This window comes from Streptomyces sp. NPDC046197 (assembly GCF_040646295.1).
Taxonomy (GTDB): Bacteria; Actinomycetota; Actinomycetes; order Streptomycetales; family Streptomycetaceae; genus Streptomyces.
In genome coordinates this window covers 59167-78902 of sequence record NZ_JBEYZY010000029.1, presented here as the reverse complement: position 1 = coordinate 78902, position 19736 = coordinate 59167, and the positions used below count along the sequence as shown (strand labels likewise).

16 protein-coding genes and 2 tRNA genes are annotated in these 19736 nt (G+C 70.3%); 6 read left to right on the top strand and 12 right to left on the bottom strand.

The features are described 5' to 3' along the window. Positions 1-50: 50 nt before the first annotated feature. Complete coding sequence (locus AB0A61_RS31295) at positions 51-1067, top strand: hypothetical protein (protein ID WP_361299694.1); 1017 nt, start codon at positions 51-53, stop codon at positions 1065-1067. 73 nt (positions 1068-1140) lie between these two features. Here AB0A61_RS31295 and clpX read toward each other — a convergent pair whose 3' ends face one another. The 5 genes from clpX to AB0A61_RS31270 all read right to left on the bottom strand — a co-directional run bounded on the left by clpX (position 1141) and on the right by AB0A61_RS31270 (position 6010). After that, positions 1141-2427 (bottom strand): ATP-dependent Clp protease ATP-binding subunit ClpX, encoded by a 1287-nt coding sequence (gene clpX / locus AB0A61_RS31290; protein ID WP_361299691.1) that lies wholly within the window; start codon positions 2425-2427, stop codon positions 1141-1143. Positions 2428-2587: 160 nt separating this feature from the next. Next, positions 2588-3268, bottom strand: coding sequence for an ATP-dependent Clp protease proteolytic subunit (locus AB0A61_RS31285; protein WP_361299688.1), 681 nt, complete (start codon positions 3266-3268; stop codon positions 2588-2590). Between the two features lie 120 nt (positions 3269-3388). After that, positions 3389-3994 carry an ATP-dependent Clp protease proteolytic subunit gene (locus AB0A61_RS31280; protein WP_112468536.1) on the bottom strand — a complete coding sequence of 202 codons (606 nt, stop codon included), beginning with the start codon at positions 3992-3994 and terminating at the stop codon, positions 3389-3391. Between the two features lie 345 nt (positions 3995-4339). Further along, a complete protein-coding gene (gene tig, locus AB0A61_RS31275) occupies positions 4340-5743 on the bottom strand; it encodes a trigger factor (protein WP_361299685.1) in 1404 nt (467 codons plus the stop codon). Between the two features lie 190 nt (positions 5744-5933). Continuing rightward, a tRNA-Pro gene (locus tag AB0A61_RS31270) sits at positions 5934-6010 on the bottom strand. 165 nt (positions 6011-6175) lie between these two features. Between AB0A61_RS31270 and AB0A61_RS31265 the strand changes: the two genes are divergently transcribed. Then, positions 6176-6246, top strand: a tRNA-Gly gene (locus AB0A61_RS31265). A gap of 369 nt (positions 6247-6615) precedes the next feature. Here AB0A61_RS31265 and AB0A61_RS31260 read toward each other — a convergent pair. The 5 genes from AB0A61_RS31260 to AB0A61_RS31240 form a co-directional block, all read right to left on the bottom strand. Beyond that, on the bottom strand, positions 6616-6810 hold the full coding sequence (locus AB0A61_RS31260) for a hypothetical protein (protein WP_189705521.1): 195 nt from the start codon (positions 6808-6810) through the stop codon (positions 6616-6618). 203 nt (positions 6811-7013) lie between these two features. Continuing rightward, entirely contained in the window at positions 7014-7496 is a 483-nt protein-coding gene (locus tag AB0A61_RS31255) for an HD domain-containing protein (RefSeq protein ID WP_361299681.1), read from the bottom strand. Positions 7497-7547: 51 nt separating this feature from the next. Next, positions 7548-8729 carry a PP2C family protein-serine/threonine phosphatase gene (locus tag AB0A61_RS31250; protein ID WP_361299678.1) on the bottom strand — a complete coding sequence of 394 codons (1182 nt, stop codon included), beginning with the start codon at positions 8727-8729 and terminating at the stop codon, positions 7548-7550. A gap of 375 nt (positions 8730-9104) precedes the next feature. Continuing rightward, a complete protein-coding gene (locus AB0A61_RS31245) occupies positions 9105-9914 on the bottom strand; it encodes a DNA-formamidopyrimidine glycosylase family protein (RefSeq protein WP_361299675.1) in 810 nt (269 codons plus the stop codon). A gap of 143 nt (positions 9915-10057) precedes the next feature. Then, the gene (locus tag AB0A61_RS31240; protein ID WP_361299672.1) at positions 10058-10549 is read right to left on the bottom strand and encodes a ribose-5-phosphate isomerase; all 492 of its coding nucleotides are present in this window, start codon (positions 10547-10549) and stop codon (positions 10058-10060) included. Positions 10550-10765: 216 nt separating this feature from the next. Here AB0A61_RS31240 and AB0A61_RS31235 point away from each other — a divergent pair, with 216 nt between their 5' ends. Next, positions 10766-12247: an amino acid permease gene (locus AB0A61_RS31235; protein ID WP_361299669.1), complete on the top strand. Its 1482-nt coding sequence runs from the start codon at positions 10766-10768 to the stop codon at positions 12245-12247. A gap of 137 nt (positions 12248-12384) precedes the next feature. On the opposite strand, the gene AB0A61_RS31230 is transcribed toward AB0A61_RS31235, so the two are convergent. Beyond that, complete coding sequence (locus AB0A61_RS31230; protein WP_361299666.1) at positions 12385-15771, bottom strand: protein kinase; 3387 nt, start codon at positions 15769-15771, stop codon at positions 12385-12387. A gap of 159 nt (positions 15772-15930) precedes the next feature. On the opposite strand from AB0A61_RS31230, the gene AB0A61_RS31225 reads away from it, so the two are divergent. Beyond that, positions 15931-16653, top strand: coding sequence for an LPXTG cell wall anchor domain-containing protein (locus tag AB0A61_RS31225; RefSeq protein ID WP_361299663.1), 723 nt, complete (start codon positions 15931-15933; stop codon positions 16651-16653). Between the two features lie 138 nt (positions 16654-16791). Here AB0A61_RS31225 and AB0A61_RS31220 read toward each other — a convergent pair whose 3' ends face one another. Further along, entirely contained in the window at positions 16792-17373 is a 582-nt protein-coding gene (locus tag AB0A61_RS31220; RefSeq protein ID WP_361299660.1) for a biotin transporter BioY, read from the bottom strand. Between the two features lie 424 nt (positions 17374-17797). On the opposite strand from AB0A61_RS31220, the gene AB0A61_RS31215 reads away from it, so the two are divergent. Further along, on the top strand, positions 17798-19180 hold the full coding sequence (locus AB0A61_RS31215) for an amino acid permease (RefSeq protein WP_361299657.1): 1383 nt from the start codon (positions 17798-17800) through the stop codon (positions 19178-19180). A 299-nt stretch (positions 19181-19479) separates the two neighbouring features. After that, positions 19480-19704, top strand: coding sequence for a hypothetical protein (locus tag AB0A61_RS31210; protein WP_361299654.1), 225 nt, complete (start codon positions 19480-19482; stop codon positions 19702-19704). Positions 19705-19736 lie beyond the last annotated feature (32 nt).

Below are 19736 nucleotides of genomic sequence, written 5' to 3'. Positions count from 1 at the left end.
CTGGGCCAGGATGTCAGGAACACATAAGCATCTGGAGGGGAACCCAGAACATGAGCTACAACCAGCCGGGCCCGTACGGCGGGCAGCCGCAGCAGCCCGGACCGTACGGTCAGCCGGGGCAGCCTGGACCGTACGGCCAACCGGGTCCCTACGGCGGGCAGCCCCCGCAGGCCCCGCAGCCCGGCTACGGCTACCCCCAGCAGACCCCTCCGGCCCAGCCGCAGCCCGGCTACGGCTACCCGCAGCAGGCCCCGCAGGGCGCCCCGCCCCAGCCGAACCCGTACGGCCAGCAGCCGCCCTACGGCGCCCCGCAGCCCCCGTACGGCCAGCAGCCCTACGGCGTCCCCCAGCCCCCGGCTCCCGGCGGCAAGAAGAAGGCCGGCCTGATCATCGGCGCGGTGGCGGTGGTGGCGGCAATCGCGGTGGGTGCGTACTTCGTGATCGGCGGCGGTGCGTCCTCCGGCCTCGCGGACGACGGCCCCCACAAGCTGACGACGCCGAAGAAGGTGCTCGGCGAGTACAACCTGGCCACCAAGATGGCCAAGACCAGCGACAGCGGCTCCAGCACGGTGAAGGACCTGGAGAAGAGCGGCGTGAAGAACGGCACGGCCGTCTACGCCCCCTACTCGACGGCGGACTTCAGCAACTTCGACCCGCAGGACCCCTCCACCCTGCCCGACAAGTCCAAGCTGCTGACGGCCAAGGGCATCACGGTCATCGGGGCCTACGGCAAGATCGCCGATCCCAAGACGGCTCTCGACGCGTTCTTCGCCGACATCCGGAAGGACTTCGACAAGAGCAACTCGTCCGGCAGCAGCACTGCGCCCAAGAGCCAGCTGATCGGCGAGCCGGAGTCGGCCGACATCGACGGCGCGGTCATGAAGTGCCAGGCGGCCAAGGCGACCAACCAGCTCACCAAGCAGGTGCAGACCGACTGGTACTGCGCCTGGGCCGACTACAGCACGATGGCCATGGTCTCCCCCGGCGACAACACGGGCGACGTGTCCAAGAACACCGCGGCCGACCTGACCAGGAAGCTCCGCGAGGAAATCCGCGTCAAGGCCTGACGCAGAACGCCTCAACGGCGAAGGGGCCCCGGTCGGTTGACCGGGGCCCCTTGTCGCATGCTCGGGACGGCGGCTACGCCGTCTTCTGCTCCCCCGAACCCCGGCCGCGGGCGTCCCTCGGGATCAGGGTCGGGTTGACGTTGGAGTGGACGACGTCGGCGGTGATGACGACGCGGGCGACGTCCTTGCGGGACGGGACCTCGTACATCACCGACATCAGGACCTCCTCCATGATGGCGCGCAGGCCGCGGGCGCCGGTCTGGCGGAGGATGGCCTGGTCGGCGATGGCCTCCAGGGCCTCCCTCTCGAAGTCCAGCTCCACGCCGTCGAGTTCGAACAGGCGCTGGTACTGCTTGACCAGGGCGTTGCGCGGCTCGACCAGGATCTTCAGCAGTGCCTCACGGTCCAGGTTGTGGACGCTCGTGATGACGGGGAGGCGGCCGATGAACTCGGGGATCATGCCGAACTTGACCAGGTCCTCCGGCATGACCTCCTCGAAGAGGTCCTTGGACTCCATCTCCCGCTTGGAGCGGATCGTCGCGCCGAAGCCGATGCCCTTCGCGCCGGCCCGCGCCTCGATGATCTTCTCCAGGCCCGCGAAGGCACCGCCCACGATGAACAGGACGTTCGTCGTGTCGATCTGGATGAACTCCTGGTGCGGGTGCTTGCGGCCGCCCTGCGGCGGGACCGACGCCGTCGTGCCCTCGAGGATCTTCAGCAGGGCCTGCTGGACGCCCTCGCCGCTCACGTCGCGCGTGATCGAGGGGTTTTCACTCTTCCGCGCGACCTTGTCGATCTCGTCGATGTAGATGATCCCGGTCTCGGCCTTCTTGACGTCGTAGTCGGCGGCCTGGATCAGCTTGAGGAGGATGTTCTCCACGTCCTCACCCACATAGCCCGCCTCCGTGAGCGCCGTGGCGTCGGCGATGGCGAACGGGACGTTCAGCATGCGGGCCAGGGTCTGGGCGAGGAGCGTCTTGCCCGAGCCGGTGGGGCCGAGCAGCAGGATGTTGGACTTGGCGAGCTCGATGCCGTCGTCGCGGCCCTGCGAGCCGCTGTTCTCCCCGGCCTGGACCCGCTTGTAGTGGTTGTACACCGCAACGGACAGGGCCTTCTTGGCCGCCTCCTGGCCGACCACGTAGCCCTCGAGGAACTCGTAGATCTCGCGCGGCTTGGGCAGCTCCTCCCAGCGCACCTCGCTGGTCTCCGCGAGCTCCTCCTCGATGATCTCGTTGCAGAGATCGATGCACTCGTCGCAGATGTACACACCGGGCCCTGCGATGAGCTTCTTGACCTGCTTCTGGCTCTTTCCGCAGAACGAGCACTTGAGTAGATCGCCGCCGTCACCGATGCGTGCCACGGTGTGCTTCCCCTTCGCCTGGGAGACGCCTAGGTCCAGCGGCTCCTGGTGCTGCCTTATGTCGACGGTACCTTGCCGGGCCCCCCGTTCGGGCCCCCCTTGGCACGGTTCACTTTGACGTGGACCGCGCCAAGGAACGGCAGACGATACTGCCCCCGCGTCAGCGCAGGGAGGAGTTGTCCATCTTCCGCGTCGTGATGATCTGGTCGATCAGGCCGTACGAGAGCGCGTCCTCGGCCGTGAGGATCTTGTCGCGCTCGATGTCCTCGCGGATCTTCTCGATCGGCGTGGTGGAGTGCTTGGCCAGCATCTCCTCCAGCTGCTGACGCATCCGGAGGATCTCGTTGGCGGCGATCTCCAGGTCGGAGACCTGGCCGCGGCCGGTCTCGCTGTACGGCTGGTGGATCAGCACCCGGGCGTTCGGCAGGGCCATGCGCTTGCCCTTGGTGCCGGCGGCCAGCAGCACGGCCGCGGCGGAGGCGGCCTGGCCCATGCAGACCGTCTGGATGTCCGGCTTGACGTACTGCATCGTGTCGTAGATGGCCGTCAGCGCGGTGAAGGAACCACCGGGGCTGTTGATGTAGACCGAGATGTCACGGTCGGGGTCCATCGACTCCAGGCACAGCAGCTGGGCCATGACGTCGTTGGCGGAGGCGTCGTCGATCTGGACGCCGAGGAAGATCACGCGCTCCTCGAAGAGCTTCGCGTACGGGTCGTACTCGCGAATGCCCTGGGAGGTGCGCTCCACGAAGCGCGGGATGACATAGCGGGACTCGGCCGTGGGGCCGGTGTACTCGGCGAGCGTACGGTCGTAGAGGCCGCTGCCGGGGAAGTCGTTCACGGTGTCTCCTGGAAAGGGGCTGGGCGGTCGGCTGGGGGGCTGGCTGGGGCTCGCGGAGCTCCACGGGGTGGAACTCCGCGAAAGCGGCTCACGGGGCCGTGCAGGCCTCGTGGGAGCCACTCAGGCCCCGGTGCCGCCGCCGCCCGGCATGCCGGCGGCCGAGGTGATGACGTCGTCGATGAGGCCGTACTCCTTGGCCTCGTGGGCGTCGAACCAGCGGTCGCGGTCGGAGTCGCGGGTGATCTGCTCGACCGTCTGGCCGGTGTGGAAGGCGGTGAGCTCGGCCATGCGCTTCTTGGTGTGCAGCAGGCGCTCGGCGTGGATCTTGATGTCCGAGGCCGAGCCGGCCAGGCCGGCGGAGGGCTGGTGGATCAGGATCTCGGCGTTGGGCAGCGCGAAGCGCTTGCCGCGGGTGCCCGCGCTGAGCAGGAACTGGCCCATCGAGGCAGCGAGGCCCATGGCGATGGTCACCACGTCGTTCTTGATGTACTGCATGGTGTCGTAGATCGCCATGCCGGCCGTGATGGAACCGCCGGGGCTGTTGATGTACAGGTAGATGTCCTTGTCCGGGTCGGCGGCAAGGAGCAGCAGCTGTGCGGTGATCTTGTTCGCGATGTCGTCGTCGACCGGCTGGCCGAGGAAGATGATCCGCTCGTTGAGCAGCCGGTTGTAGACCTGGTCGCCGAGGCCACCACCGATGGAAGGCTCGCCGGCGGCGGAGGGCATCAGATTCGTCACGTATCCACCTGCTCGTCTTACGACGGCGCCGGGCCGTCTCACGTGTTCTGCCGGGGCGTGGAGCCGTCCGGCGGTTACGGCGACTCCCCTGCCCTCGTATTCATGGACCCTAACGCGCAGGTCCCTTCGGGGAATCCCGCAGAGGGGAGTGTTCGCCGGGGGCGTAGCGCGGCCGAGCCCGCGGACGGTGAACGACTGCGTCCGTGGCCGGTCGCGCCCCATCGGCCGAGCCGCATGCCGCTGCGGCCCCGCTTTCCCCGGGCAGGCCGATGGGCCCTGGGATCCATCGGCCCCAGGGCCCATCGTACGTACGTCGGGGACGACCCGCGCGGATCAGGCCTCGGCCTTCTCCTCGCCCTCGCCCTCGGCGGAGCCCTCGGCGGCCTCGGCCGTCTCGGTGGCGGCCTCGTCCTCGGCCTCGTCGTCCTCGTCGTCCAGGTCGACGATCTCGCCGTTGGTGTCCTTCACGGTCGCGGCCTCGACCACGACGGCCAGGGCCTTGCCGCGGGCGACCTCGCCGACCAGCAGCGGAACCTGGTTCTGCTGGACGACCGCCTGGGCGAACTGGTCGGGGGACATGCCGGAGGAGGCCGCACGCCGCATGAGGTGCTCGGTGAGCTCCTCCTGGTTGACGTTGAGCTTCTCCTTGTTGACGAGCTCGTCGAGCACGAACTGGGTCTTGATGCCCTTGATCGCGGCCTCGCGGGTCTCGTTCTCGAACTCCTCGGCGGTCTTGCCCTGGATCTCCAGGTACTTGTCGAGGGTCAGACCCATCTGCCCGAGCTGGTGGTGCTCGAGGTTGTGCTTGCGGGTGTTGATCTCGTCCTCGAGGAGCTTCTCGGGGATCGGGATCTCGACCAGGTCGAGCAGCTTGTCCAGGACCCGCTCCTGGGCCTGGGTGGCCTGGTCGTACTGCTTCATGTTCTCCAGGCGCTTGCGGCTGTCGGCCCTCAGCTCGTCCAGCGTGTCGAACTCGGAGGCTAGCTGCGCGAACTCGTCGTCCAGCTCGGGCAGTTCCCGCGCGGCGACCTGGGTGACCTTGACGGTGACCTCGGCCTCCCGGCCGGCCGCGGAGCCGCCCTTGAGCTCGGAGGTGAAGGTGGCCTCGCCACCGGCCTCCAGGCCCTTCACGGCGTCGTCGATGCCGTCCAGCAGCTCGCCGGAGCCGATGGTGTAGGAGACGCCGCCCGCGACGCCGTCCTCCAGGACCTCGCCGTCGACCTTGGCCTCGAGGTCGATGGTGACGACGTCGCCGTCCTCGGCGGCGCGCTCGACCGGGCTCGTCGAGGCGAAGCGCTCACGCAGCTGCTCGACCGCCTTGTCGACGTCCTCGTCGGTGACCTCGACGGCGTCGACCTCGACCTCGATGCCGGAGTAGTCCGGGACCTCGATGGCCGGGCGGATGTCGACCTCGGCGGTGAAGTTCAGCGTCTCGCCGTCCTTCAGCTCGGTGATGTCGACCTCGGGCTGGCCCAGCGGGTTCAGCTCGGCCTCGTTGACCGCCTCGGTGTAGAACTTCGGAAGCGCGTCGTTGACCGCCTCCTCCAGGACCGCACCGCGGCCGAACCGCTGGTCGATGACGCGGGCCGGGATCTTGCCCTTGCGGAAGCCCTTCACCGTGACCTGCTGGTTGATCTTCTTGTACGCCGCGTCGAGGCTGTCCTTGAGCTCCTCGAAGGGCACCTCGACAGTGAGCCGAACCCGGGTCGGGTTCAGGGTCTCCACGGCGCTCTTCACGGTTCGGTCTCCTTGTGGCTGACTTCTTGGTTTCTGCCGGAGCCAGACAGGTCCGGCGGATTTCGCCGCCCGGAGGAGTTCGTAGGCCGAGTGGGCCGGGACACACGGGCGCGCAGCTTGCATAGTAACCGCAGCCGCTCAGCGCCCCAAAAGGCGATCACGCGTGGTGCGCCGACCGGCGGCCGGCGAGTGGTCGGGGTGGCGGGATTTGAACCCACGGCCTTCCGCTCCCAAAGCGGACGCGCTACCAAGCTGCGCCACACCCCGTCTGGTGCGACACGTAGGGTACATGGCCCCAGGCGGTACGGCCGACGCAATTACCGAGCGCGGCCGTTTCACGGCGCGGGCCGGAAAAGGGGGTGTGCGGCGAGGGCTCCCGACCCGCTACGATGCCTTCTGTGCCGCGGTCGCCTGGCCTGCGGCGCGTTGTGTGCGGGCGTAGCTCAATGGTAGAGCCCCAGTCTTCCAAACTGGCTACGCGGGTTCGATTCCCGTCGCCCGCTCTGTACGGCGTGGGGCCCGGTTCTTCCTGGATCGGGCCCCACGCGTTTTCCGCTGTCCGCTCGATTCCCGTTTCCGCTCGCTTTCGCGCCCGGGTCCGGGCCGGTTCCCAGCCGGGGTGCCCAGAGGCGCCGTATGCCGACGGTGTAGACGTAGCGGTCGCCGGAGGGGATGCAGAACCCCGCCCGCGATCGAGAGCGTGGCCGTCCAGGGGCGCGGCGCGTCGGCGTCCGCGTCCACGACGGGGCGGTGGACCGGGCGGTGAAGGCGCCGTCGGCCCGGCGGCCGGAAGGCGACCGTTCAGCCGGAGAGCACGGTCAGCCCAGCCGGCCCGGTCAGCCCAGTCAGCCCGGTCAGCCCGGCCGGCCCGGTCAGAAGTTGATCGAGTTGATGGTCTCCGCTATCGAGTTCAGAAAGCGGTTGATGGACGGGGCCATGCCGGTGGAGGCGAGGAAGAAGCCGAAGAGCACGGCCACGATGGCCGGCCCGGCCTTGATCGACCCGCCTCTGAGCAACACCACCAGGATGATCGCCAACAGCAGCACCACAGACAGTGAAATGGCCACAACTGATCACACCCTCGGTCGGTCCGCTCTCCCGGCCCGGGGGTGCCATCCCCGCACCCCCGCCAGAACCATCGTGCCACCAACCCGGCTCACCTATGCGACCACTGACGCATCATCGGCACGGACGGAACGGCGAACCAGCGCGGCCCGCGGACCGGCACCCGCCTCCGCCCGGGCCTCGCACGGCACTTGGTGAGGCGACCTTACGCTTTCGCGGGTCCGGTACTCGGCTGTGCAAGACCGAGAAGTGCCCGCATCCGCGCGTACTTCTCGGTCAGCCGGGCGCGGGTGGCCTCGTCCAGGACCGCGAGGCGGGCCGGGTCGGCGTTGTGTGCCAGGTCCGCCTCCTTCACCAGCAGCGCGCCGGGCGTGGCGAGGATGCGGCGCGCGTACGTCTCCGGTTCCTCCCCGGCCCGCTTGGTGACCGCCAGCACGATGTCCTTCGTACGGCGGCTCAGCGCGGCCCCACGAAGCCACTGCTCGGAGAGGGCGTCGTCCTCGACTGAGTCGTGCAGCCAGGCCGCCGCGATCTGGTCCGCATCGCCGCCGCGGGCACGGACGCCCTCGGCGACGGCCTGCAGATGTTCGGCGTAGGGCCGGCCCGCCTTGTCGGTCTGCCGCTCGTGCGCGGCCCGGGCGACGGCCTCGATCTCGGGCGGCGTGAGCAGGGAATGCGTCTGGGTCACTCCCCCAGTGTGCCCGTGCCGGTGGCTCGCCCGGGCGGTGTCCGGTGCGGCTCAGCGCGGCACCGACTGGGCCGTGGGCCCCTCACGGCAGATCAGCAGCAGCGCCCGGTCGTCGTTGACGTCCTTCGCCACCGCCTCGATCAGGTGCCAGGCGGCACCGTGGAAGCCACCGGCGACATAGCGGTCGGCCTCGCCGGTGAGGCGGTCGATGCCCTCCACGATGTCCCGGTCGGACGTCTCCACCAGCCCGTCGGTGAAGAGCATCAGGACGTCGCCGGGACGCAGGGAGCCCTTGACCGGGTCGAACTGGGCGCCGTCGTACACACCGAGCAGCGGGCCCTCGGCCGCCTTCTCCTCCCAGCGGCCGCTGCCCGCGCTGAGCTGCAGGCCCGGTGGGTGTCCCGCGGAGTACAACTCGTAGTCCCCGGAGTCCAGATCGAGGACCAGGTGGATCGAGGTGGCGAACCCCTCCTCCCAGTCCTGGCGCAGCAGGTAGCCGTTGGCCGCCGGCAGGAACGCGTGCGGGGGCAGGCTGCCCAGCAGACCGCCGAACGCGCCGGACAGCAGCAGCGCCCGCGAGCCGGCGTCCATGCCCTTGCCGGAGACGTCCGTGAGGACGACCTCCAGGGTGCGGCCGCCGTTGGTGCGGGCCGCGACGACGAAGTCGCCGGAGAAGGACTGCCCGCCGGCCGGGCGCAGCGCCATCTCGCGGTGCCAGCCGTCCGGCAGCTGGGGCAACTTGCTCTGTACTCGGATGCGTTCGCGCAGGTCGAACAGCATCGTGCCGCCGCGCCGCCAGGGTACGCCGACCCGGCTGCGGAACTGTGCGATCAGCAGGCCGCAGAAGCCGCACGCGGCGACCACCAGCACCACGCCGGGGGTGACCCGGGACGGCCCCTCGGTGTACGGCCCGAGCCGCACCGACTCGACGATCAGCGCCGTGGCCGCCGCCGCGTACAGGCCGAGCAGGCTCGCCGGGCGCAGCAGCAGGCCGCCCGCGACGATCGGCAGGACGAGCGCGACCGGCGAGAACCACACCGAGTTGGCGAGGGTGAGGGCGGCGATCAGCGGGATGGTCAGCAGCAGGCCGCCGAGGGCGACCCAGTCCGAGCCGTCCCCGCGGAAGTAGTCCACGGCGGATCTGCGCACGCCGACCCTGACCCGGTGCCACAGCATCTTCAACCGGGCCGTGAACGTCTCGGCTTCCGCGCGCCGCCCTCGTCCTGCTGCCATTAGTTCGGGACCCTATCCATCGGACCAGCTGCTTGGCACGGGAGGTCCCACTTGTCCCCCGTCCGAGGCTCAACTTCACAGTGAACTTCACCGAAAGCCACCGCGCCGCCACCCGGGCGAAATCCGGTCGCTCGTCCCGCATCGTCCTGATAGGGATGGCGCATGGCCGGTGACTCTGCGATCGAGCTGAGGGTGCCGGGACCGCGGATCAGGCCGCGGCGCATGGTGCGGTGCACCGCACGGCGGAGCATGACCCGCGTACTGGGCGTACTCGGGTGATGCGACAACGCGGCGAGGTGCCGTGCCAGGCGCCGCGGACCCGGGGTGATCCGAACGACACCCTCCAGGGGTACAGGGCCTGCTGCCTGAACTGCCTCAGTTCTTCTGGCAGTCCGGGCACCAGAAGAGGTTGCGGGCGGCGAGGTCGGCGATGCTGATCCTGGTGCCGCAGATGTGACAGGGCTGGTTGGTCCGGCGGTAGACGTAGACCTCGCCACCGTGGTCGTCGACGCGCGGTGGGCGGCCCATCGCCTCCGGGGTGTGTTCCGGGCGGACAGTGTCGATGCGGTTGTTGCGGACACCCTCGCGCATCAGCTCGGCGAGGTCGGCCCAGATCACGTCCCACTCGGCCGGGGTGACGTCCCGGCCCTGGCGATACGGGTCCATGCGGTGCCGGAAGAGGACCTCGGCGCGGTAGACGTTGCCGACGCCGGCGATGACCTTCTGGTCCATCAGGAGGGCGGCGATGGTGGTTCGGCTGCGGCGGATGCGGGCGTAGGCGGCGGCCGGGTCGGCGTCGGGGCGGAGCGGGTCGGGGCCCAGGCGGTCGTGTATCGCCTTCTTCTCGGCGTCGGTGATCAGCGCGCAGGTCGTCGGGCCGCGCAGGTCGACGTACGAGGTCGCGTTGGCGAGGCGGAGGCGGACGGTGTCCGTGGGCGGGGGCGCGGGGGCGTCACCGAAGGCGACCTTGCCGAAGAGGCCGAGGTGGATGTGGATCCAGTCGGTGGCGCGGAAGCCGAGGAAGAGGTGTTTGCCGTGGGCGTCGGCGGTGTGCATTTCGGCGCCGTCCAGGAGGGTGGCCGCGTCCGAGAACTTGCCCTGCGGGCTGCTGACGCGGGTGGCTCCGCCGGAGAAGCGGGTGGCGCAGTCCTGGGCCAGCCGGTGAATCGTGTGCCCCTCTGGCACGGTGCCGTGTCCTTTCCCCCCGCCCGGGGCTCCGCCCCGGACCCCGTTTCGTACCCGCTCACCCGTCCCGGTCGCCGGCCGGGCGAGCGCCACGGTCCCCGATCCCGCCCGTCGCGGGCGACGGGCGGGTGGAGCGTGGTGCGTTACTGGTCCTGCTGCGGGTGGTGGGCCGGGATCGGCGGGAGGTCGCCCGTGCGCTCGTAGGCCGAGAGCATGTCGATGCGGCGGATGTGACGCTCGTCACCGGAGAAGGGGGTGTTGAGGAAGGTCTCGACGAACTTCGTCGCCTCCTCCAGCGTGTGCATGCGCGCGCCCACCGCCACGACGTTGGCGTTGTTGTGCTGCCGGCCGAGCGACGCGGTCTCCTCGCTCCAGGCGAGGGCCGCCCGCACGCCCTTGACCTTGTTCGCGGCGATCTGCTCGCCGTTGCCGGAGCCGCCGATCACGATGCCGAGGGCGTCGGCGTCCGCGGCCGTGCGCTCCGCGGCACGCAGGCAGAAGGGCGGGTAGTCGTCCTGGGCGTCGTAGATGTGCGGTCCGCAGTCGACGGGCTCGTGGCCCGCCGCCTTGAGCCACTCGACGAGGTGGTTCTTGAGTTCGAAGCCCGCATGGTCCGAGCCGAGATACACGCGCATGATCCGAGTGTGACACGGCGATGCACAGGCAAACGCGCCGGGTGGCGACATATCACACTCGCCGAAAAAATGTGAGCCGGGCTACAAACCTCAAGGAAACCTCAGGTAACAATTAGATTTCGAAGGTTCCCGAATCCCTTTTCCTCCGATTCACTGGTCCAACTCGTACACCGCTCGTACGGGAAACCGCTCACCCGGCGCAAAGGAAATCCGTCCATGACCTCGCAGCCGACCCTGCAGCAGGCTGGAAGCGGCCATGAAAGCCCCGAAGGACACGGTTCCGGGCTTCAGGCCGGACTCAAGAACCGTCATCTGACGATGATCGCCATCGGTGGTGTGATCGGCGCGGGACTGTTCGTCGGTTCCAGCTCCGGCATCGCCACCGCGGGCCCAGGCATCCTCCTGTCGTACGCCCTCGTCGGCATGCTCGTCGTCCTCGTGATGCGCATGCTCGGCGAGATGTCCGCCGCCAACCCCACCTCCGGCTCCTTCTCCGCGCACGCCGACCGCGCGCTCGGCAGCTGGGCCGGGTTCTCCATCGGCTGGCTGTACTGGTTCTTCTGGGTCGTCGTGCTCGCCGTGGAGGCGACCGCCGGTGCCAAGATCCTCGCAGGCTGGATCCCCGCCGTTCCCCAGTGGGGATGGGCCCTCATCGTGATGATGGTGCTCACCGCCACCAACCTGGTCTCCGTCGGCTCCTACGGCGAATTCGAGTTCTGGTTCGCGGGCATCAAGGTCGTGGCGATCGGCGCGTTCATCGTTGTCGGCGCGCTGGCCATCTTCGGCGTGCTCCCCGGCGTCCACAGCGACAAGGCCGGATTCGGCAACCTGACCGACCACGGCGGCTTCCTGCCGCACGGCCCCGGGGCCATCCTCACCGGTGTGCTGCTCGTCGTCTTCTCCTTCATGGGCAGCGAGATCGCGACCCTCGCGGCCGGCGAGTCGGAGGACCCGCAGCGGGCCGTGACCAAGTCGACCAACAGCATCATCTGGCGTATCGGCGTCTTCTACCTCGGCTCGATCCTCGTCGTCGTCTCCCTGCTCCCCTGGGACGACAAGTCGATCGCCGACAAGGGCTCCTACGTCGCCGCCCTGGACTCCCTCGGCATCCCGCACGCCGGTGAGATCATGAACTTCATCGTGCTGACCTCGGTGCTGTCCTGCCTCAACTCCGGCCTGTACACCGCCTCCCGCATGGCCTTCTCGCTCGGCGAGCGCGGTGACGCCCCGAAGGCGTTCGCGCGGACCAACAGCCGCGGTGTGCCGATGGCGGCGATCGTCGTGTCGGTGCTCTTCGGGTTCATGGCCGTCTTCTTCAACTACAAGTTCCCCAACACCGTCTTCCTCTTCCTCGTCAACTCCTCCGGGGCGGTCGCCCTGTTCGTCTGGCTGGTCATCTGCTTCTCGCAGCTGCGCATGCGGAAGATCATCCAGCGGGAGGCACCGGAGAAGCTGGTCGTGAAGATGTGGCTGTACCCGTACCTGACGTGGGCGACGGCCGCACTCATCGTGTTCGTCCTCGGCTACATGCTGACCGACACCAAGGGTGAGAGCAGCGGGCGTACGACCGTGCTGCTGTCCCTGATGCTCGCGGCGGTCGTGATCGTGATCGCCGTGGTGAAGCAGAGGCTGCTGGGCGGCCGGGCCGCGGTCGCGGCAGTCGGTGAGGACGAGTCGGAGAAGGTCTCGGTCGACTGACGCTGCCGGTGCGCCGGGAAGCGGTGCGCTGAAGAGAGCTGAAGAAAGCTCAAGGAAGCTCAAGGAAGCTCAAGGAAGAGGAGAAGAGGGAGCCCTTCGGGGCTCCCTCTTCCCGTTCGGGCTCACAGCACGTGGGCTCACAGCACGGTGAAGCTGTCCCTGACCCGGTCGTACGTCGTCAGTGCCTGCCGCTCCACGTCCGGCTGATACCAGGTGTTGATCTGGTACGACTTGCCGTCCGCGTCGAAGCCGAGCAGCCGGGCGTGCCAAGGGGTGCCGCCGAGTGTGAACGTGTAGTCCCAGATCACCGCCGGGTGACCGCGGAAGGTCGTCCGTTCCAGCCGGATCTTTTGATAGGCCTGGCCCTGGCGGGCGTTCTGCTCGGAGGTGCGCCAGGTCTCCATCAGGTCGCCGCGCGCGAGGGCCGACTTGGCGACGAGTTCCTGCTTGCCGTCGGGCGACGTGTAGTGCACCTCCGCGCCGGTCTTCACGTCCCGCCGCCAGCCCTTCGGCGTCGCCCACGCGAACCCGCCCGCCTCCCAGTGCGCGCCCGGGGGCAGACTCGGCGGCCGCGACGTGCCCTGCACGGTGGGCGCCTGGGTGCCGGAGGGTCCCGTCGAGGGTGCGGTCGAAGGCCCGGTCGAAGGCTCGGTCGATGGTGCGGCGGACGATGCCGACGACGACGGCTTGGCGCCGCCTGCCGTACCGCTGTGCGAACCGCCGCCGTCCGGCAGGGCGAGGACCACCCCGATCACCCCACCCACCACGACCACGCCCGCGACCAGGGCGACCAGGACGGTACGGCGCGGGCCGGTCCGAGGGTTGGAGGGTTGCGTGCGCGGGGCGGGCATGGCCGGCGGCCCTTGCGGGCTACGTGGGGACTGGGGGCCATGCGGGCCTTCCGGGCCGGCCGGGCCATGCGGGGCTTCCGGGCCGGTCGGGCCGATCGGGCCATGCGGGGCTTCCGGGCCGGCCGGGCCATGGGGGCCATGCGGGGCTTCCGGGCCGGTCGGGCCGATCGGGCCATGCGGGGCTTCCGGGCCGGCCGGGCCGATCGGGCCATGCGGGCCTTCCGGGCCGGTCGAGCCCTGCGGACCATGCGGGCCGATCGGGCCATGCGGGGCTTCCGGGCCGGCCAGGCCATGGGGGCCTTCCGGGCCGGTCGAGCCGTGCGGACCATGCGGGCCGATCGGGCTATGCGGGCCATGTGGGCTTTCCTGGCTGGTCAGGCCTTGCGGGCTGTCCGGGCCAGTGGGGCCATGCGGGCCTTGTGGGCTTGTCGGGGCGGTCGGGCCGTGCGCGCTGTCCGGGCCGTGCGGCCGGAAGCCGGGCGCGGGCCGCTGCTCGGTCACTGCCTGCGCACGGGCGAGCGAAACACCGCCCGGCCGCGCCGCGGATACCCCGGCGCCCCGGGCCGGCGGCTGCGAATGAAGCTCGGAGCGCCGCTCGGACGAACCCTCGGTGGACGCACCGATCGGGTGCGACGCGTAAGGGGTGGAGAGGGCGGAGGGGGTGGCACCCCCGGGAGCCGCGAAGTCGCAAGCCGGGTCGTTGGTTGCGGCTGCGGCGTCGGCTTTGGGTTCCGCTTCGACGTCGGGTGCCGGTTCGGCGTCCGCTGCGGCTGCGGGTTTGGCCCCGGCTGCGGCTTCACGTTCGGCTCCGGGATCGGCGCCAGCTGCGGGATCGGCCCCGGCTCCGGCTGCGGGATCGGCTCCGGCTCCGGGCTCCGCTCCGGCTCCGGCTGCGGGTTTGGCTTGGGCCGCAGCTTCAGCGCCCACTGCGGCTGCAGGCGTGGCCCCGGACGCGGCTTCAGCGCCCACTGCGGCTGCAGGCGTGGCCCCGGACGCGGCTTCCGGGAGTGCCGAGTCGCCGACCGGGCCAATGGGCGCGCCTGCGACGTATGGCCCACCCGGCACGTCCCCGACGCGCGGGTCCCCGGCGGCCCCGGCTCCCGTCACAGACCCGGCGGACGGGCCGGTGTCAAAGCCATCGGCCGCGGCAACGGCCGCGGGCCCGGTCGGCGAGGCGGGTGCGGGCGCGGTGTCCGCCGGGGCTTCGGCTGTCGCCGGGGCGGCAGGAGCGGACACGGCGGGCGCGCCGGGGTCGGGTTCGACGGGCGCCGGTCGCTTCTCGTCGGTGGTGTGCGGCTCCGGTACGGCGTCCTGTACGGTCCCGGGCTGCTCGGGGCCGTACGCCGTCCCCGCGAACGGAGGTGCCGTGAACACCGGCGTGGGCCGCTCCCGTGGGGCCCACGGGAACGCGGGCGTGGGGGCGTCCCCACTCCCCGGCTCGTGCTGAGCAAGGGGCGGCCCCGCCTCTGGTACGGACCCCCGACCGGGCGGCTGCGGCGCAGGCGTCGCGGACGGCATCGGCGGCCGCGTCGGCCCGGGCCGGGTGCACGACCCCGTGCCCTGCCCGAACTCACCGGAGTCGGTGTCCTGTTCACCAGCTCCCACGCCCGGCGCTCCCCCGGCCTCCGCCCCGACCCATGCGGACTCGGACTCCGGCCCTGCCTCCGCTCCCGCCTGCTCCGCAGCCTCCGCCCCACCCCGTGGAAACTCCACCCCCGCCCTCTCCCCCGGCTGCCCCGCAGCCTCTGCCCCGGCCGCCGGCGGCCTGCCCTCTTCCCCGGCCCACAGCTCCACCCCACCGACGCCCCCCGGCAACTCCGGCCCCCGCACCGGCAAAGTCGGCGTCGACGGGGGAGACGCGGTGGGCCGCAAGGCCCTCTCCAGGGCGTCCAGATCGGGGCGGGATGTGGGGTCCTTCGCCAGGAGGGTGGCCAGGATGTCCCTCAACGGTCCGGCCGCGACGGGGAGTTCGGGCTCCTCGTAGAGGACCGCGTGCAGCGTCGCCAGGGTCGTGTCGCGGGAGAACGGGGAGCGGCCGCCGAGCGCCGCGCAGAGTGTCGCGCCCAGGGACCACACGTCGGACGGTGGGCCCTGCGGGCGGCCCGAGATGCGCTCGGGTGCCATGTAGTCGGGGGAGCCGACCAGCATGCCGACCATGGTGAGCGCCTTGGCGTCCTGGATCGCGGCGATGCCGAAGTCGGTGAGCACGGTCCGCCGCCCGCCCGTCTCGACCAGGACGTTGCCGGGCTTGATGTCCCGGTGCAGCACACCCCTGGCATGCACCTGGCGCAGCGCCGTCACCAGCGCCAGCCCGATGCGGGCCGTGTCACGCGGGCCGAGCGGGCCCTCTTCCGCCACGATCCGCTCCAGGGAGCGGCCGGGCACCAACTCCATGACGATCCACAACCGTTCACCTTCGTCCACGACGTCGTACACGCGCACCACGTTCGGGTGGTCGATCCGGGCCGTGGCCCGGGCCTCGCGCAGGGTGCGTTCACGGCGGGTTCGCGTGTCCTCCGCGCCGAGGCCGTCGATACGCATTTCCTTGATTGCGACCTGCCGGTCGAGTATTTCGTCGGCAGCCCGCCACACGCGCCCCATTCCCCCCTGGCCGATACTTTCGACCAGCCGATAACGCCCGGTCACCAGTAGCCCCGGAACACCGCCACTCATCGAATTCCCCGGCAATCCGCTGCACCCCCTCAACGTCGCCCCCGGCCGACCGGACGGAAACGCAATAGTCACACTTGAGGCCGTACCAGCATAGTGCGGAGAAATCTTGTGGTACCTCTTCAAGTACTGCGAATTCAGGCGCAGCCAAGGGGGACGAACATGAGTTCTCGTCATACGACGGCCATCGCGGGATCGCTGGTCGCGGCATCTTTCTCGGCAGTGATGATCCTGTCCTTCCCCGCCGGCGCGGACGACCAGGGATCCGGCAGCAGTCTGGGGGGAAAGGTCGTCGACAAGGCGCCGGCCGGTGTGAAGGTGACCACGCTGCTTCCGAAGAAGATCTCCGTCGACAACAGTTCGAAAAATACGGCGATTACCGCCACCGTGAAGAACGAGGGAACCAAGGACAGCGGCACCCTCAGGCTTTTGGTCGTCGGTTTCGGCGGCCTCACGGTCACCAATGTGCAGGGCTGCTCGGAGATCCCGAAAAAGGATCTGCCGCCCGGCTCGAACAGCGGTTTCAACTGCGCCGTCGGCCATCTGGCGGCCGGGAAGTCGACGTCGTACGCGGTCGACGCGACGTACGACCTGAGCAAGGAGGGAAAGATCTGCCTTCCGGTCCGGACGGGCGACGGGAAGAAGACGTACTGGCAGCAGGGCCCGGTGCCGTTCGGCACGACCAACCCGTCGCCGAACGCCCCGGCCACTCCGCTGCTGCTCGGCACGGACAACAAGCCGGTGGCGCCGGGCGGCGACCAGCTGCCCAGGACCGGGGTCGGGAGTGACGTCCTGCCGCTGGGGGCGGCCGGTGCGGCGCTGATCGCGGTGGGCGCGGCCGGGCTGCGGTGGTCGCGGCGGCGACCGCTTGAGCAACAGGGCTGAGCCCGAACCGCCGGTCCCGGCATCGACGAACCGGGAACGTGCGGCCCGGGAACGCGAAAGAGGCTCGCCGGGCTGAAGTCGCGGATACGACTCCGGCGAACCTCTTCCGCAGGAACTACAACGACGCCGGGCGAGGGGTCACTTACGCACGATCTTCCAGGCGGTGGGCAGCGCGCCCATCGCCAGGGCGGCCTTCAGGGCGTCGCCGATCAGGAACGGGGTGAGGCCGTTCGCGATCGCCTGGGAGGCGGTCATCCCGGTGGACAGGGCCAGGTACGGTACGCCGACCGCGTAGATGATCGCCTCGCCCAGCACCATGGTGCCCGCCATGCGCCAGACGTTGCGGTCGGCGCCGCGGCGGGCCAGCGCGCCCACGACCGTCGAGGCGAGCAGCATGCCGAGGATGTAGCCGAAGGAGGGGGCGGCCGCGCCCGAGCTGCCACCGGCGAACCACGGCACGCCCGCGACTCCCGCGAGGGCGTACAGCGCGAGGGAGAGGAAGCCCCGGCCGGTCCCGAGCGCGGTGCCGACGAGCAGCGCGGCGAAGGTCTGGCCGGTCACCGGCACCGGCGAGCCCGGCACCGGAATCGAGAGCTGGGCGGCGAGTCCGGTGAGCGCGGCACCGCCGAGCACGAGCGCGACGTCCCGGACACGGGACGCGGGCAGCAGGTCGGCGAGGACCTGCCCGGTACGGAGGGGGGCGGCGGCAGCGGTGCTCATGGGGACTCCGCGAAGTGGTGTGGGCACGTTGGGACACCGTGACGCTATCCCAGCGCCGCCGAGCCGATCACCGTCAGCGCTCGACAAAGGGGGGAACGAGGGCTTGGTGGGCTTCGCACAAAGGATGCGAGGCACGCGCGATGCGGCGTGATGCCGGTCACTGAGGTGGAGTGGTCCGTGCTACGCGAACCGGCATGACGCGCTTCTGTAGGGTTTCGCCAAACGGGTCGGCGGTTTCAGGAGAGCTACGCGATCGAGGGCGCCTCGCACTGCACGACCGCCGGACCCCGATCGCCGCGTGAGCGTACGGTCACGCAGCGCACAGGCCGAGTCCGGATGATGGGCAGCCTCTCCGTCCGAGCGGAGAGGCTGCCCAGACTGTGGGCGCTTTTGCCCATCTCTTTGCACTGGACGAACCGCTCCCATGCCCAGCACCACCACCGTCGACACGCCCCCGAAGGCGGACGACGCATCCTTGTCCCACGGCCTGAAGCAGCGCCACCTGTCGATGATCGCCCTCGGCGGTGTCATCGGGGCCGGTCTGTTCGTCGGCTCCGGCGCGGGCATCGCCGCCGCCGGTCCCTCGATCGTCGTCGCCTACACGATCTCCGGCCTCCTGGTGATGCTGGTGATGCGGATGCTGGGCGAGATGTCGGCCGCGTACCCGTCGTCGGGGTCCTTCTCCGCGCACGCGGAGCGGGCGCTCGGCCCGTGGGCCGGCTTCACCGCGGGCTGGTCCTTCTGGGTGCTGCTGTGCACGGCCGTCGGCCTGGAGGGCATCGGCGCGGCGAAGATCGTCACCGGCTGGCTGCCGGGCACCCCGCAGTGGGCGTGGGTGGCGCTCTTCATGGTGGTCTTCTGCGCCACCAACCTGGCCGCGGTGAAGAACTTCGGCGAGTTCGAGTTCTGGTTCGCGGCCCTGAAGGTCGGCGCGATCAGCCTCTTCCTGGTCCTCGGTGTGCTCGCCATCGCCGGGGTGCTGCCCGGCACGGACTCCCCCGGCGCCTCGAACCTCACCCACTTCCTCCCGCACGGCGGTGAGGGCCTGGTCATCGGTCTGCTCGCCTCGGTCTTCGCCTACGGCGGCCTGGAGACGGTGACCATCGCCGCGGCCGAGTCGGAGAACCCGGTCAAGGGCGTGGCGAGCGCCGTACGCACCGCGATGTGGCGCATCGCCCTGTTCTACATCGGCTCCATGGCGGTCATCGTGACCCTGGTCCCCTGGGACTCCAGGGAGGTCGTCGAGAAGGGCCCGTACGTCGCCGCCCTGGACCACCTCGGCATCCCGGGCGCCGGCCAGTTGATGAACGTGGTGGTGCTGGTCGCGCTGCTCAGCGCGATGAACGCCAACATCTACGGCTCCTCGCGCATCGCCTACTCCCTGGTGCGGCGTGGCCAGGGCCCCAAGGCGCTGGCGCGGGTCTCTGGCGGCGTGCCGCGGATCGCCGTCCTGGTGTCGTGCGTCTTCGGTTTCGTGTGCGTGCTGCTCAGCCACTGGCGGCCGAACGACGTCTTTCCCTGGCTGCTGAACATGATCGGCGCGGTGATCCTCGTCGTCTGGATCTTCATCGCCGTCTCGCAGCTGCGGTTGCGCCGCAGGCTGGAGGTGGAGACCCCGGAGAAGCTGGTCGTGCGGATGTGGGCGTTCCCGTGGCTCACCTGGGTGGCCCTGGCCGGCATGGTGGCGATCTTCGTCCTGATGGCCCGGGAGGCCGACACGCGGGTACAGCTGTACTCGACGGGCGGCATGACGCTGTTCCTGGCGGCGGTCGGCTATGCCTGGCAGCGCGGGCGCGCCCGGGGCTGACGCAGGCAACACCGGCCGGGGCTCGACTTCGTCGAGGCCATGTGGCAGGTCGTCAACTGGCAGGACGTGGCGCCACGAGGGCCGGCGGAAGGAAGGAAGCCCCCGCGAGGACCTGACTCGCGGGGGCTTCCCCCGTGCGGAGGACGGTTGGTGGGCGGTGCGGCCGATTCCGCGTCGCCCGGACGGGTGGCAGGACCGGTTCCGGGCTGCCGCATGCGGCCCACCGGTTCCTACGCTGGCCGGACCGTGCCCCCGCGGCCGGCGCCAGGCCGCCGCGGTCAGTCCCCGAGGAGGCGTCCATGGCGTCCGTGCGCTGCCCGAGCCCGACCTGCCACGACACGATGCAGGACTTCCGCGACCTGAGGGACACCGAGGCCGGCGCGGCCGAGGAGGCGCTCCGTCCCGAGCTGGGCGACCGGCACTTCGCCCCGACGGCCTTCCACCGCTGCGAGGCCGACGGCTGCCGCCGGGTCCAGAGCAAGACCAACTGGCGTCTCGGCGCCTACCTGCCGCCCGGTTTCTAGGACGTCCGGCGGCAGCGCCCGTACGGCCGCTC